Origin of the sequence: Ureibacillus acetophenoni (genome assembly GCF_900220965.1) — a bacterium.
GTDB classification, from domain to species: domain Bacteria; phylum Bacillota; class Bacilli; order Bacillales_A; family Planococcaceae; genus Ureibacillus; species Ureibacillus acetophenoni.
On record NZ_OBQC01000001.1, the window covers coordinates 265539 to 281508 of the forward strand.

The 15970-nt window shown below is 34.8% G+C and carries 11 protein-coding genes; 9 read left to right on the forward strand and 2 right to left on the reverse strand.

The genetic code is table 11. The annotated features are described in order from the left end of the window. Positions 1–19: 19 nt before the first annotated feature. Positions 20–1186, forward strand: coding sequence for a PDZ domain-containing protein (locus CRO45_RS01105; protein WP_097147780.1), 1167 nt, complete (start codon positions 20–22; stop codon positions 1184–1186). A gap of 39 nt (positions 1187–1225) precedes the next feature. After that, complete coding sequence (locus CRO45_RS01110; RefSeq protein ID WP_097147781.1) at positions 1226–1477, forward strand: CsbA family protein; 252 nt, start codon at positions 1226–1228, stop codon at positions 1475–1477. 79 nt (positions 1478–1556) lie between these two features. On the opposite strand, the gene CRO45_RS01115 is transcribed toward CRO45_RS01110, so the two are convergent. Next, complete coding sequence (locus CRO45_RS01115) at positions 1557–1880, reverse strand: AzlD domain-containing protein (protein WP_097147782.1); 324 nt, start codon at positions 1878–1880, stop codon at positions 1557–1559. Further along, positions 1877–2599 carry an AzlC family ABC transporter permease gene (locus CRO45_RS01120; RefSeq protein ID WP_097147783.1) on the reverse strand — a complete coding sequence of 241 codons (723 nt, stop codon included), beginning with the start codon at positions 2597–2599 and terminating at the stop codon, positions 1877–1879. Before CRO45_RS01120 ends, CRO45_RS01115 begins: the two co-directional genes overlap by 4 nt. Positions 2600–2809: 210 nt before the next feature. Between CRO45_RS01120 and CRO45_RS01125 the strand changes: the two genes are divergently transcribed. The 7 genes from CRO45_RS01125 (at position 2810) to CRO45_RS01155 (ending at position 15807) form a co-directional block, all read left to right on the forward strand. Further along, positions 2810–3430: a TVP38/TMEM64 family protein gene (locus CRO45_RS01125; RefSeq protein WP_097147784.1), complete on the forward strand. Its 621-nt coding sequence runs from the start codon at positions 2810–2812 to the stop codon at positions 3428–3430. Positions 3431–3657: 227 nt separating this feature from the next. Beyond that, positions 3658–7182: a helicase-exonuclease AddAB subunit AddB gene (gene addB, locus CRO45_RS01130; protein WP_097147785.1), complete on the forward strand. Its 3525-nt coding sequence runs from the start codon at positions 3658–3660 to the stop codon at positions 7180–7182. Beyond that, positions 7163–10885, forward strand: a complete 3723-nt coding sequence (gene addA, locus CRO45_RS01135; protein WP_097147786.1) for a helicase-exonuclease AddAB subunit AddA — start codon at positions 7163–7165, stop codon at positions 10883–10885. The genes addB and addA overlap by 20 nt, the downstream gene beginning before the upstream one ends. 103 nt (positions 10886–10988) lie before the next feature. After that, positions 10989–12149 carry a DUF418 domain-containing protein gene (locus CRO45_RS01140; RefSeq protein WP_097147787.1) on the forward strand — a complete coding sequence of 387 codons (1161 nt, stop codon included), beginning with the start codon at positions 10989–10991 and terminating at the stop codon, positions 12147–12149. 179 nt (positions 12150–12328) lie between these two features. Then, the gene (locus CRO45_RS01145; protein WP_097147788.1) at positions 12329–13231 is read left to right on the forward strand and encodes a fumarylacetoacetate hydrolase family protein; all 903 of its coding nucleotides are present in this window, start codon (positions 12329–12331) and stop codon (positions 13229–13231) included. A 94-nt stretch (positions 13232–13325) separates the two neighbouring features. Next, positions 13326–13688 (forward strand): YisL family protein, encoded by a 363-nt coding sequence (locus CRO45_RS01150; RefSeq protein ID WP_097147789.1) that lies wholly within the window; start codon positions 13326–13328, stop codon positions 13686–13688. A 661-nt stretch (positions 13689–14349) separates the two neighbouring features. Beyond that, on the forward strand, positions 14350–15807 hold the full coding sequence (locus CRO45_RS01155; protein ID WP_235864499.1) for an alpha-amylase family glycosyl hydrolase: 1458 nt from the start codon (positions 14350–14352) through the stop codon (positions 15805–15807). The last annotated feature ends 163 nt before the right edge of the window (positions 15808–15970 follow it).

The window sequence follows — 15970 nt, forward strand, 5'->3', positions numbered from 1 at the left end:
ACTGACGGGGTGTACATATATGGTAGATATTTTATTTGAATTTTTAAGAGCTGTTGGACGATTTTTAATTAACCCAATTTTATATTTAGCTATTTTTATGGCCATTTTTATAGGTTATCGACGTGTGAAAAATGAACGAAGACATTTTCATATTCGAATTTTAAATGGTTGGTCAGAGGCAAGAGGATTAATAACTGAAGGGTTATTGATTTCTTTATGTATTTCAATTCTTTCTCTTGCTATTGGTTTAGCAATACCAGAAGAGCTTATTTATGTAGTAACTATTGTAAGTTTAGTAGCTCTACTATCTTATTTCTTCCATTTACTTTCACCCATTATTTATTTTGCAATTGCTGTAGGGATTCTGTTGTTAATAGACTGGCAAAACTGGTCAGTTAATGTTTTAGGATTTGAGTTTACAGGGGTGTCGGTAGATGACGGCGCAGCTATAACGATTACAATAATAGTTGGTCTGTTACTAATTGCTGAAGGGTTGCTAATTCGAAAGAAAGGTGCACATTTTGCATCTCCACGTTTTGAACGTACAAAGCGCGGATTAAAAGCCGTTTCGTTTTTAAGCAAAAAGGTATGGGTTTTACCAATCTTTTTAGTTGTTCCTGGAGATGCAATTGAATCTTTTTTACCTTATTGGCCACAGTTCACTTTAGGGTCTAATGCATTTTCAATTATTCTATTCCCGATATTAATAGGGTATCAGCAAATTGCTCGCACGACTTTACCGGTTTATTTTTATCCTAAATTAGGTCGTACAGTGTTAATTCTTGGGCAGGTTGTCGTAATTGGTGGTTTATTTGCATATTTCATGCCAATTATCGGGGTAATCGTCCTATTTGTTGGAGCTTTACTACGAATTGTTATTTCAGCTTATTTCATGGCTAGGGAAAGAAAAGACGTCTATGCCGTTTCACCAAAATCAAATGGTGTAATGATTGCAGCTATTTTACCAGTTTCACCAGCGGACAAAATGGGTTTAAAATCAGGTGAAGTAATTCGTAAAGTAAATGGTGTGGAAGTACACTCGGAACAAGAGCTTTACGAAGCATTACAAATTAATGCTGCCCATTGTAAATTGGAAGTACTGGACCATCAAAATGAATTAAGATTAACGCAGCATGTCGTTTATAGTAAAGATCATCATCAAATTGGGTTAATCGTTGCAGAATAGTTTAAAATAATCTAGCAAGCGTTACAAAGGAGTCTTATTATGGAGTCAGTCATAGATAAAATAATACTTGCACTATTTGTACCTGGATTATTAGTCGTCCTTTTCACACGAATTACTTATAATCATATTGTTGCATTGCTATTATCCATAGCTTTAATTGCAGCATCTGTTTATGCGGGGTACTCAACTCCAGCCATCGTTTTCGTAGCAGATGCCTTGTCATTAACAGTGGGCTTCTGGTATGCAACTCGAACGATGAATCGTGCGAAAACGAATAGCGATGGTGATTGAAAATAAAAACGCGATGGATCAGATAGTCCATCGCGTTTCTTTATATTCTACGAATCACTTAATCTAGGAAATACCAACATCAAAAGAAATACCTTAATACCGCCATCGTCAATACACCAGCGATGACTGTCTGCGATAAGCTTTTCGTCCAGATTGCAACAAGCACAGATGGGATAAAGGCGATTAAATTTAACCATTCAAATGTGACGAAATTCCCTTCTGTGTTGAGCAGGGATTGAATGACAAGGGCACTTAAAATACAAACTGGAATATAGGTTAACCATCGTAGTACAACATCGGGTAATTGGACACTACGTACTAACATAAAGGGAATCACCCTTGGCAACCAAGTAACGATTGCACACCCTAAAATAATAAGAAACATACCTAGAGTCGTTGTCATTTTTCAGTCAACACCCCAATCGTTGCAACAATAACAGTTGAAATAAGAACTGCTAAGTGTCCTGGTACAAAATAAGAAAGAATGTACATACTAATAGCAACACAGCCTATTAATTTTAAATAATGCATGAGTTTTGACTTTCCTACATCGGCAAGATTTAAAACTAGTAATGCCACAAACATCGCAACAAGGGCAAAGTCGAGTCCCCAGCTTTCTGCATTAGGAATCCATTTTCCAAGAATTCCACCAAGAGTACAAGCTGCAATCCAAGATAAATAGGCAGTTAAGTTCAACCCATCCATCCATCTGCCGCCTAAATGATTTTCCTTCATCAACTTCGTTACAGCAACGCCAAATGTTTCGTCTGTTAATAAAGAACCAAAACCAATATTACGAAGGGAAGAGTATCTCGTTAAGTGCGGGGCCACTGTTAAAGACATTAAAAAATGACGTAAATTCACAATGAACGTTGTAATAATAATGATGGAGACAGGTGCTCCTGCTACGTATAATCCACAAAAAATAAATTGAGCAGAGCCTGCGTAAACAAACACAGACAATAAAAAGATTTCTAAAATCGATAGGTTTGAGGTGATTCCAATGACACCGAAAGCTAAACCTATACTTATGTATCCAAGCAGCGTAGGTATACAATCTCGTATTCCTTGAGAGAATGAATCTGTTGTCACTGTTTGTTTCACTTCCGTTTGAGTAACCATAAGATCATCTCCTTTCATAAAATAGAGTGTATATTGTTCAAACAATAATATTTTGTTATATAATGAAAAATGTCAAAGATTGACTAAGCAACCAAATGTAATTTTATCACGTTGAAGTAACGTAGTACATATAAATGAGTTTGATTCATTAAATAGATCCATTAACTTGAATCCAGATTGAAACATCATTGTTATTTGAGGTGGTAGTAGTTGAGCGAATGGTTTACTGAAGAAAATATTCAATCATTGGTTTCGCATTATCGAACACTTGGACCGCTAATTGGGATATTGCTACCATTTCTAGAAGCATTATTACCTTTTTTGCCCCTAGTTGTTATTGTAGTAGCTAATGTTAGTTCATACGGCTTATGGTTAGGTTTCATTCTATCCTGGGCAGGTACTGTACTAGGTTCTTATGTTGTCTTTTTAATCGTTCGAAAATTTGGAAGAAATCCAAGATTTAAGCGATTTATTGAAAGGGAAAATGTTCAGAAGCTAATTAAATTTGTTACAATGCGAGGACTGAGCCCTTTATTTATTTTATTATGTTTTCCGTTTACCCCGTCTGTACTTGTAAATATCGTTGCTGGTCTCTCTTATATAAAGAAAAAATATTATCTATTTGTACTTATGGCGGGTAAATTTATAATGGTATTAAGTATTAGTGTACTTGGCTATGATATCGCTTCATATTTTACTAATCCAATTAAACTAATTTTTGTAGCCATTGGCATTGTTGTACTATGGGTTGTTAGTAAAACAGTTGAAAAACGTTTGAATAAGCGGGTTGATAAAGATTTAAGAGAGGCATCAAGCAAGTCAGAAGGTTGAATAAAATATTTGTTTCTAAACATGAAGCGGTTTACAATTAAGTGTTATGTAAATCGCTTTTTGTATGGAGCCGAAAAAGGTTTCTTAGAAAAGTCACATAAAACATATACATTCAGGCCTGGATTAAATTGGCCGAGTTTTATTCATACCGAAACACTACTATTATAGTAAAATAATAATAAATACAATAGAAGATAAATAATCTACTAGTTAGAGGGGGAGAGTAGATGTCATTACGAGTCATTAGCGGACGAGCTGGTGCAGGGAAAACGAGTACCATTCATAAAGAGATAGTAAAAGAATTAAAAAGAGATCCACTAGGTGCCCCAATTTATATCATTGTTCCTGACCAAATGTCCTTTTCAACTGAGTATGACTTAACAAACAAATACGATATTAGTGGTATCATGCGTGCCCAAGTTATGACATTTAAACGTTTGGCATGGTATGTATTGCAGGAAACAGGTGGAATTGCTAGAGATAAAATTGACAAAATCGGTTACCAAATGCTAATTCGTCGTTTACTTATGGACAATAAAGACAAGTTCTCATTATTCCGTCAAGCAGCAGATAAACGAGGGTTTACTACCGAAGTTGTCCAACTTATAAAAGAGTTTAGCCAATTTAATATTCAAAGTGATACGTTAGACGAAGTTATAGAAAAGTTAGAAGAAAAACAAGCACCTCATACTTTACTTTCAAAAACGAAAGATTTACAAATTATTTTACAAGAGTTGGAAAGTGAACTCGGAGATACATACGTAGACGGTGAAGCGTATTATCCGGTACTACTAGAGCAAATAAAAAACTCTGAAAAAATAAAAGAAGCCCATATTTACATTGATGGTTTTACTCAATTTACAGTTCGTGAATTTGACATTATTAAACAACTATTAACCCATGCCGAACGGGTAACTGTTGTACTACCACTGGAAGATGAACACGATAAAGATGATGAACAAGCTTTATTTTATCGTGGTGCGGTTATGTACGATAAATTACTGGAAGAAGCAAACAATCTTCAGGTTGAAGTTGAACCTCGTGAACATTTATTTGGTAGTTATCGATATAACAATCTTGACTTGAAACATATAGAGGCAAATTTTCATGAACCTCTTTGGAATCCAAGAAAAGCACAAGGTTTTGTTCAAATTTTTGAAGGGGCAAACCGTCGTGCTGAGGTACATGCAATTGCCCGGGAAATTTGTCGTTTAGTTAAAGAGAAAAATATTCGTTATCAAGATATTGGTATTATGTATCGCCAAGCTGATGTTTACGATTCTCTCATTCTAACGACTTTCTCACAATATGATATTCCTGTTTTCACCAACGAGAAAAAAACGATGTTACATCACCCATTAATTGAATTCAGTCGTTCTATTCTTGAAGTTGTGACATCAAAATGGCAGTATGAGCCAGTGTTCCGAAGTGTAAAAACAGACTTATTTTTTCCATTGAAAAGTGAATTAAGTGATATGCGTGAAAAAGCAGATCGCTTCGAAAACTTTGTCATTGCTCAAGGAATTTACGGCTATCGTTGGTTTGAAGAATCAAGATGGCTATATAAAAAATATAGAGGATTAGAATTTTTAACGAACCGTCAAACAGACGAAGAGTTAGCTATCCAACATATTATTGATGAAATGAAGGATATGATTCGTGGACCGCTTGAAACATTGCAAAACAATTTAAAAGAAGCAAAAACAGGTCGCGATATTGCAATGGCTCTCTATCAATCTATCGAAGATTTACAAGTATATGAGAAACTGCAAGCACTAAAAGATGCTGAGCTTGAAAAACATCAACTATTAGAAGCAAATGAACATGACCAAGCTTGGAATAAATGGGTAAACGTACTAGATCAGTTCGTCATCATGTTTGGTGATCAAGAAATGACCGTTGAAGAAGCGGCGAAAATATTAGATGAAGGTTACGATACATTAGAATTTTCAAGAATCCCACCTGCTGTGGATGAAGTAAAAGTTGGTACAGTTGAGTATTCTCGTTACGATAATATGAAGGTTGTTTTTGTTATTGGTGTTAATGATGGTATTTATCCTATGCGAATGGATTATGAAGGCTTAATAACAGATGCTGAACGTGGATGGTTTACGGCTGTTGATACGGAGCTTTCACCATCTTCAAAACATAAACTTTTGCAAGAAGCATTTCTTATTTATCGTGCCTTTTCATCGCCAACTGATCGACTTTACGTTACTTATTCAAGTTCTGACGAGGAAAGTAAATCCCTTTTACCATCGCTTTACATTAATCGATTACACAAATTGTTTGAAGTCGATGGTGAAAAGACGTTACCGCATAAACGAATATTAATAGATCCAATTGAAGAATTAGACGAAAATAATGTTCTTTCATATATAAGACATCCTCGTACATCACTATCGTTTTTAATGATGCAACTAAGACAAGCTCAGTATACGAATGCACTTTCACCTGAGTGGATTGCCTTAAAAAGGTTCTATGAACAGGATTTACGTTGGAAGTTAATGTTAGAAATTGTTATGCGGCCGTTAGAAAAGAAAAATGAAGCTGAGAAATTAACACAGGATATTACAGATGCTCTATATGGAACGGAATTAAATTCAAGTGTATCTCGTATTGAGAAATTCTATAGCTGTCCGTTTGCCCATTTTACAACTTACGGATTAGGGTTAGAAGAACGTGTAGAATATAAACTCGAAACCTTTGCGATGGGGGATTTATTCCACGAAGCGTTAAAATGGATTTCCATTGAAACGAACAAGCGCAATATTTCTTGGAATAAATTATCCCGTGAACAATGTAGCCTTTTAGCAAGACAGGCTGTAGAACATATTGTTCCAGTTTTCTCACACCAAATATTATTAAGTAGTGCGCGCTATCGCTATATTCAACATAAGTTAATTCGCATTGTTGAAAAAACAATGATTGCTTTATCTCATCAAGCGAAATCTTCACATTTTAAACCAATTGCTATAGAAGCAGCATTCGGACCTGGGAAAGAACAGTTACCACCCCTTGAGTTTAACTTAAATGGTGGAAGAAAAATGCGTTTAAGAGGACGAATCGATCGCATTGATAGTGTAGAAATTGATGATAAAGCCTATTTACGAGTAGTTGACTATAAATCTTCTAGTAGAGATTTAGATTTAAACGAAGTGTACCATGGTTTATCTTTACAATTATTAACCTATTTAAATGTAGCGGTAGAAAATGCGAGCCATTGGATAAAAGGGGATGTACAGCCTGCTGGAGTTTTATATGTGCATGTTCACAACCCGCTATTGAAATTAGAAGAAGAGTTAGACGAAGGAACACTCGAAATCGAACGATTGAAACAATATCGTATGAAAGGGTTACTTGCCGAAGACCCTAATGCACTTGTATTAATGGATGAAGAATTAGAAGTTTCCGGGAAATCTAAAATCATTCCAGTACAATTTAAAAAGGATGGCTCTGTTTACCAAAGAAATTCTCGTGTTATTCCACCTCTTGAAATGGAAAATTTACAACAATATGTTCAAAAGAAACATCAACAGGCGGGTAATGGTATCTTAAGTGGGGAAACCTCAATAAGACCATATAAAATGAAGAACAAAACAGCTTGTGATTTCTGTTCATTTAAATCCGTTTGCCAATTTGACGTATCTGATAACATGCAAAAATATCATCAACTACAAACTGAACAATCTGATGTCGTAGTTACAAAAATTAGTGAGGAGTTGAAGAAAGATGCGCGAGATTCCGACTAAGGGTCCAGATGTAACATGGACTGACGAACAATGGAAAGCAATCTGGGCTACAGGTCAAGATACATTAGTATCTGCTGCAGCTGGTTCCGGGAAAACCGCAGTTCTTATCAATCGAATGATTGAAAAAGTAATCGATATAGAAAATCCCATTGACGTGGATGAACTTCTTGTCGTTACTTTTACAAATGCCTCTGCTGCCGAAATGCGCCACCGTATGGCAGAAGCGTTAGAAAAGGAAATTGCAAAAGACCCTCACAACCAACATTTAAGACGACAACTAAGTTTAGTGAATAAAGCGCAAATCTCTACACTCCATTCATTTTGCTTATCTATTGTTAGGCAGTACGCATATTTACTAAATATCGATCCAGGATTTCGTCTTGCCAATGAAGGAGAATCTTCATTATTAAAAGATGATGTATTAGCTGAAGTGCTAGAAGAAGCTTATGCCGACAAAGAGGAATCGAAAGTAAATGCAATCTATCGTTTAGTTGATAGTTTTACTTCTGATAGAGATGACCAGGAGATTGAAACGTTAATAGACAAACTATATCAAACATCTTTAGTACATCCAAAGCCTACTGAATGGTTGCGTTCTTTATCTGAACAATATAAGTTAGGCGATGATGTAACAATTGATGAACTACCGTATATCGGTCATGTCAAAAACGCCATTAAATTTAGTTTACAAGAAGCTTATTCCTATATTGAAGAAATGCGACAACTTGCTTTAAAGCCAGATGGTCCAGCTCCTTATGGAGAAACTGCAGAAATTGACTTTATGTTATTACAAGAAGCATTCCGAAGACTTGAGAATGGTACGTGGCAAGATATATATGACTATTTTCATTCATTAAAATGGGAAACATTATCTCGAAAAAAACAAGATAGTGATCCTGAGTTAAAAGAGTTGGCAAAGAAAAAGCGAGACCAAGCGAAAAAAATTGTCACGAAAATAAAGGAAGATTTTTTCACTCGAACACCATCTAGATTGTTAGAAGAAATTCGATTAATGGCGCCAATGATTGAAACGTTAGTGCAACTAACAGAAAACTACGGAAGAAAATTTAAGGCTGCAAAGTTAGAGCGCGGACTTTTAGATTTTTCGGATTTAGAACACTATGCACTTGAAATATTATCGGTGAATGAAGATGGAACCCTTAAACCTTCAGAAGTGGCTAAAGAGTTCCAACAAAAATTTAAAGAAGTATTAGTCGATGAATATCAAGATACAAACATGCTTCAAGAGACGATTTTACAATTAGTGAAATCTGGTGAAGAAGTAGACGGAAACCTCTTTATGGTAGGAGACGTTAAACAATCCATCTATCGATTCCGTCTAGCAGAGCCTATGTTATTTTTAAACAAATATTTAACCTTTGAAGAAGAGCCTGAGAATTCAGGCTTAAAAATCGATTTAAATGCTAACTTCCGAAGTCGTAAAGAAGTGCTCCATGCAACAAACTTTGTTTTCGAACAAATTATGGGTACAACTGTTGGGGAAATCGAGTATGACGAAAAAGCAGGTTTAAAACCGAGTGCTCCGTATGATGATGTGGAGACGCCTGTTGAATTAGCGATATTATATGAACAGCAAGACAATGGTGAATCAGACGAAGAATCTGATGAAGAATTTAAAGCAATAGATGCGGTAATGGAAGAAGAAATTAAAAAATCTCAACAAGAAGCGAGATTCATTATTAAGCGAATTCAAGAACTTATGGCAAGTGGTACAACTGTTTATAATGCAAAGGAAAAAGATCCTGCCAAAAGAGTTCGTCCTTTACGATACAGCGATATCGTAATACTTATGCGTTCGATGAACTGGTCTAATGATTTAGTTGAAGAATTTAAAGCGGCGGGGATACCTTTATACGCTGAATCGTCGAAAGGATATTTTGAAGCGCTAGAAGTAATGGTTATGATTAATGTATTAACTATAGTAGATAATCCGTATCAAGATATTCCATTGGCGTCAGTTTTACGCTCACCGTTCGTTGGATTAACGGAAAATGAACTCGCTCTTATTCGTTTAGCGAAGAAAAATGTACCATTCTATGAAGCTTTGAAAACATTCGTACAAGAAGAAGGGTCTGGTATTTCTTCAAATACACAAGAAAAACTTCATTCATTTCTTCAAAATTTAGAGATTTGGAGAGATATGGCAAGACGTGGTTCGTTATCCGATTTAATTTGGAAAATATATAGTGATACGAATTATTACGAAATGGTTGGTGCTATGGCAAACGGTAAACAGCGTCAGGCTAATTTACGTACATTACATGACCGTGCACTTATGTATGAAAAAACTTCATTCCGTGGATTATTTAGATTTTTACGCTTTATTAATCGGATGAAATCAAGGGGCGACGATTTAGGAGTCGCAAAATCGATTGGTGAAAAAGATGACGTTGTCCGTTTAGTTACGATTCACTCTTCAAAAGGATTGGAGTATCCAGTTGTGTTTGTTGCTGGACTTGGACGTGCCTTCAACCAAATGGACTTTTCCAACTCCTATTTGTTTGACCAACAATACGGATTTGCGGTTAAAGCGATTGACCCTGAAAACCGAATTATGTACACGTCACTACCATTTTTGGCGATGAAGGAAAAGAAAATTCTTGAGATGAAAGCAGAAGAAATGCGTATTTTATACGTTGCGATGACACGTGCAAAAGAACGATTAATTCTTGTAGGTTCAGTTAAGGATTTTAAAAAAACTTCTGCCAAATGGTGTGAAGCCGGTCATACTTTAGGAGATGTGCTTCCTGAGTTTGTAAGAGCGCGGGCAAAAAATTACCTAGATTGGATTGGCCCAGCGATTGCTAGACATGAATGTTTTTCTTCCTATTATGAAGATTCATTTACACCCGTACAACATCCGTCTAAGTGGGTCGTATCAGCTATTTCAAATGAAACATTCTTAAATAATCAGCGTTCTAATGAAGAAAAGGAAAATAACGATCTTGTATCACACGATGTAGATGAAACTTTATATGAAGAAATTCATAAAAGATTTACGGCAAAGTATCCTTTTGAAAAATCTATTACGAAAAAATCAAAGACAACAGTTACTGAAATTAAACGAATCGAAAATCTCCAGCGTCTTGAAGAAGATGAAGTGGAAATTGAAGAGCCTCGGAAATTTAAGAGCGTTGCCAAAAGACCAATGTTTCTTCAACAAAAAGGATTGTCTAGTACGGAAATAGGTACTGCTATTCATACAGTGATGCAGCACGCACCAAAGGCTGGATTCCAATCAATTGATGAAGTCGATACCTATTTACAAAATCTCGTGGATCGTCAATTGTTAACAGAGGAAGAAGTTAGTGTCGTTGATCGTGATAAGGTAATGAAATTTTTCGAATCTGCCATTGGACAAAGATTTACTCGTGCCAAAAAGATTTATCGTGAATTACCATTTACTTTAAGTAGAACCGATCAAGACGGAGATCGTCAAATAATTCAAGGGATTATCGACTGTTTATTTTTAGATGAAGATAATCAGTGGATTTTACTTGATTATAAAACGGATAAAATATTACCTCATTTCCAAGAGGAGCCTGCATTATCGAAGGAAATGAATGAACGGTATGGTGTGCAACTTCGTATTTACAGTGAAGCTGTCACGGCTGTGATAGGTGTAGAAGTCGATGAAAAGTTAATTTATTTATACAATGCTCAAAAAGAAATACAGTTATAATATAGATGAGAGGATGAATGTTCATAAACAAACATCCTCTCTATATTCAATTTTGGCGTTAAAATACATAAAAGGGAACTGTACTTGAGAAGGGGGTCGAGTTGTGGAATTTAAACCAACTACACTGAATGAGCGAATCGATTCAATAGATATTATTAGAGGATTTAGTTTACTAGGAATTTTACTCGTAAACATATTTGGATTCTATCTTCCGATGCCACATATAGATTTGCAAAACTGGTTTACAGAAGCAATGGATATTATATGGCATCAAACATTAGATATTTATGTACAGAGTAGTTTTTATCCTTTGTTTTCAATGTTATTTGGATATGGAATTGCTATGCAATATTTAAAGGCTGAGAAAACTGGGGTTCGTTTTTATTCATTTGCGAGAAAACGATTGATCGTCCTGTTTGTTTTAGGAATGCTACATGCCTTATTTATTTGGTGGGGCGATATTTTGGCAATGTATGCCTTCTGTGGTTTCTTCCTATTATTATTTATTCGTTTTAACCCAAAGATGATTCTTACTTTTGGATTAGTTATTTATGGATTATTGCATGTTATGATTCTCGGTGGGTATGGAATGTTAGGTATTGCCAATGAGAAAATGGAAGCAATTCCTGTGAACATTGTTATGGTAGAAAGTGCACTTTCTGCTTATGGTATTGGGGGCTGGGGTGAGGCCTTTAGTCAACGATTAAATGATTTAACCGTACAAATGAACCCGTCGATGTGGATTTTCTCATTATTTACTATATTACCTTATATGTTAATAGGGGCTGCCTTTGCAAAGTGGCGTTTAATCGAAAGAGCGAAAAGTCTAAAAGGGTTATGGATCTCATTTGCAGTCATTTGTAACGCTTTAGGATTGTTCATAAAAAGTGCTCCATTTATGTATGAAAGAACATATTTATTAGAGTATTTAAAAGTTTATATTGGTGGCCCGATTTTAGCGATTGGATATATGGCTTTAATTGTTTGTATTTGTTTACTACCATTTGCGACGAAAATATTGCAACCAATTGGACTAGCAGGGCGTATGTCTTTAACGATTTATATTATGCAATCTATTATTTGTACTATTATATTCTATGATTATGGATTTGGGTTATATGGACAAGTAAATGTACAAATGGGTGTATTAATTGCTCTTGTTATTTTTATTGTACAGATTATATTTGCACTAAGTTGGTTCATGAAGTTTAAGCAGGGACCTCTAGAATATGCCGTGAAAAAAATTACTTATAAAACATTGTAAGAAAAGTAGGACAATTGAAATTGTTTGATGTATGATGAAATCAAATCATTTTTAATGAGTACATTTTTGGTCAAAAAATGATTTAAGAAAACCCCATATAATAGGAAGAAATATTATTAATCTAATAATATTCTAATAGACTGTAATTGGGATATTAAAAATAAGGAGAGCTTGTAAAAATGAAGATTTTGTCTTTTAAGTTCAATGGTGAAATAAAATTCGGTCCGAAAGTTAAGAAAGAAGATGCTGTATGGGATGTATTAAAAATTCAACAAGACCTTAAAGTATTGCCATCATTTCCATCAGATATTATCGGCGGAATTTCTTTAGGCTTTGATTTTGTTGAGCAAATTCGAAAACTTGTAGAAGCAGCTAGAAATTCAGGTGAAGAAAATAAATATAAATATGAGTTTTCAACAATCGAGTGGTTATCACCGATCCCTAGAACGCCTAAAAACATCATTTGTATCGGAAAAAATTACGATGAACATGCAAAAGAAATGGGTGCAAAAGAAGCCCCTAAAAATTTAGTTGTTTTTACAAAAGCTCCATCGGCAATCGCAGCAGATCATCAAGTATTACCAATTCATGCGGATAAAACAAATGCTTTAGATTATGAAGGTGAACTTGCCGTTGTAATTGGTAAAGTAGGTAAAGATATTCCAAAAAATCAAGCGATTGACTACATATTTGGTTATACGATTGCAAATGACATTACGGCTCGCGACTTGCAAGAACGTCATATTCAGTTTTTCCTAGGCAAATCATTAGAAGGTACTTGTCCAATGGGGCCATATTTAGTAACAAAAGATGAAATTCCGAACCCACAAAATCTTACAGTAGTAACAAAAGTAAATAGTGAAGTACGTCAAAATGGAACTACGAGAGATATGATGTTCCCTGTAGAAGATTTAATCTCAATCTTATCTCAATACGTAACGTTAGAACCTGGCGATGTTATATTAACAGGAACGCCTGCAGGAGTTGGTAAGGGAATGAACCCTCCAACATTCTTACGTGCTGGTGATGAAGTGAAGATTTCTATTGAGGGAATTGGTACTTTAGTAAACCGCTTTGAATAAAAGATTCTACAATTGCATGGTTAACTATTATATTTGAATCCCTAACTTGAGTCTGGTAGTATAGGAATGATATGACAATAAAGGTGGGGAAACAATGAGCTTTTTAACTGACTCAACACATTTACACATAACTACTTGGGTAGTTGCAATTGTATTATTTTTAGTTGCAGCGTTAGCTACTAATTCAAAAGCAGTTCACATGATTCTACGACTATTCTATATTTTAATTATCATTACAGGTGCTGCATTGTTCTATAAAACAATGAGCTATGGAATGGGTATGGAATATGGCATCAAGTTCCTTTTAGGAGTATTAACTATCGGTATGATGGAAATGGTGCTAGTTCGTAAATCTAAAGGTAAACCAACAACAATGTTTTGGATCCTATTTGCAGTATTCTTATTTGCAACTTTATTCTATGGATTCAAATTACCAATGGGTGCGAAATTATTCTAATTATTTACGCAAAGTACTTAGTACTTTGCGTTTTTTCATGTCTGGGGAGATAGGGGTTAGTGGCCCGGAAGTCAATGAAGGACATTTGGAAGCGGAAATCTAGTTGAAATGTCTTTCATGAGGTGGATGAAGGACATTTGGAAGTGAAAATCCAGCTGAAATGTCTTTCATGAGGTGGATAAAGGACATTTGGAAGTGAAAATCCAGTTGAAATGTCTTTCATAAGGTAGATGAAGACCATTATGATCACAAAAATAATCAGAAGTGGCCCTGATAATGCGGGATCAAGACCAATATTAGCCCAATATAGTACAGAACCGGTCTTCATGCCGCAAAATAAAGTCATTTCAAAGATTTAAACCAATAATAAAACCATTTAGAAGCCAAAAATTTTACAGCTGAACAATTTGTCACTTTTCTGTCGCAATTCCATTTGAAATACAGATTTTCATTGGAAATATGTGCACTACAACGGTTTTGTTTGGTAAAATTACGATGGATTTATATGTTCGTAGAAAATCCTTGATGACATAAATGTGTAATATAACTTAGATTATTAGTAGTTGTCACTCATCAAACACTCAATAATAATTTATGGGTTACACAAAATAACAAGTATAAGTAAAAGTGTTTTGCAGTAATTGATAGGAGATGGATATTCTTGAAATTTAAGAAGTGGATTAGTGCCATGGCAGCTACAGTTCTTGCAGCTACGTTGACCGTAACACCTATAGTGAATGCTGAGGAAACAAGAACAATTGCAGATGAAAGTATATATGATGTATTAGTCGATCGTTATTATAACGGTACGAGTGCCAATGATATTGATGCAGACTCAACTGACCCAATAAAATTTAACGGTGGAGATTTCGTTGGATTAACAAAACAACTTTCTCAAATCTCTAAAATGGGTTTTACCATTATTTCTCTAGGTTCAGTATTTCCTACAGAAAAATATGATGGGTCACTAGTGACGTCCTATTCAGGATTTGAACCTCGATTTGGGACAGAAGAAGAATTTGAATCACTAGTTAACACTATTAACAAAAATAAAATTAAAACGATGATTGATTTCCCATTATCTTATGTAAGCGAAAACCATGAATGGGCACAGGATTCAACAAAGGCAGACTGGGTTTTAGAAACTACAAATGGACAAGTTCGATGGGATTTATCGAATGAAGAAATACAAAAGGCACTGATTGATGCTATCGTACAAATTGTCTCAACATATGACGTAGGTGGAATAAGATTAACCAACCTTGATAATGCTGATACGAACTTTGTTAACGAAATAATCGGAGCCATTAAAGAAGTTAATGCTGATATATATGTTATTTCTAAAGAAGAGAGCGATGCAGATTTAGATGCAACTTATCATAATGATACGTTTCAAATTTTCCGCTCAATCTACAAAAATGTAGATCAAGATTCAACGCAACTGTTTAAAAATTTAGAACCATTTATGAATGGTGATGGAAAGCCTACTCAAATAATGCTTGATCATATTCAATCGGATCGATTTATTATGGATGTTGAAGCATTTCCACCAACACGTGCAAAACTTGCTTTAGCTACAACGTTATTGCTACCGGGTCTTCCTGTAATGCAATATGGTACAGAAATAGCGATGAATGGTGCAGCAGGTCCAGAATCGCACCAAGCTTATCACTTTAAGACAGAAGAAGAACTAGTAGATTTTGTAAAAAATATACAAACATTAAGAAATAGTTCTGATACGTTACGTATGGGCGAATTCACATTAATAGAAAATGATAATGGTTTATTAACTTTTATGCGTTCTTCTGATAGTGAAAAATGGATTGTTGTAATTAATAACACTGGGAAAACGCAAAGAATAGATGTTTCTGAAGAGTTAGTTGGAGAAGGTAAAGAACTTCAAGGTATGCTTGAATCTGAACTTGTTAAGGTAAACAAAGAAGGAACATTTCCAATTGTACTAGATCGAGAAATCGTGGAGATTTTCCAAGTGATTGATGAAAGAGGTATTAATATACCTTATCTGATTGCTTTAGGATTTGTATATGTTATATTCATAGCATTTATTATTGCAATTATGAGAAAAGCAAAACGAACGAAATCAGAGAAATCAGAATAAAATTAAACGAGTAAAGAGCTATTTAAATTGAGTAATCAATTTAAAATAGCTCTTTTTATTTTTAGTAAATTTCCACTATGATTGCTTTACTGCACTAACGGAATAAATCGAATTTTGACAAAATTTCAATTTAACTTAGTGAAGAAAAGTCTATTAAAATACT

Bases quoted from the DNA above. Each gene is read 5' to 3' on its own strand.
- CRO45_RS01105 (WP_097147780.1), top strand. From the start codon at position 20: ATGGTAGATATTTTATTTGAATTTTTAAGAGCTGTTGGACGATTTTTA.
- CRO45_RS01110 (WP_097147781.1), top strand. From the start codon at position 1,226: ATGGAGTCAGTCATAGATAAAATAATACTTGCACTATTTGTACCTGGA.
- CRO45_RS01115 (WP_097147782.1), bottom strand. From the start codon at position 1,880: ATGACAACGACTCTAGGTATGTTTCTTATTATTTTAGGGTGTGCAATC.
- CRO45_RS01120 (WP_097147783.1), bottom strand. From the start codon at position 2,599: ATGGTTACTCAAACGGAAGTGAAACAAACAGTGACAACAGATTCATTC.
- addB (WP_097147785.1), top strand. From the start codon at position 3,658: ATGTCATTACGAGTCATTAGCGGACGAGCTGGTGCAGGGAAAACGAGT.
- addA (WP_097147786.1), top strand. From the start codon at position 7,163: ATGCGCGAGATTCCGACTAAGGGTCCAGATGTAACATGGACTGACGAA.
- CRO45_RS01145 (WP_097147788.1), top strand. From the start codon at position 12,329: ATGAAGATTTTGTCTTTTAAGTTCAATGGTGAAATAAAATTCGGTCCG.
- CRO45_RS01150 (WP_097147789.1), top strand. From the start codon at position 13,326: ATGAGCTTTTTAACTGACTCAACACATTTACACATAACTACTTGGGTA.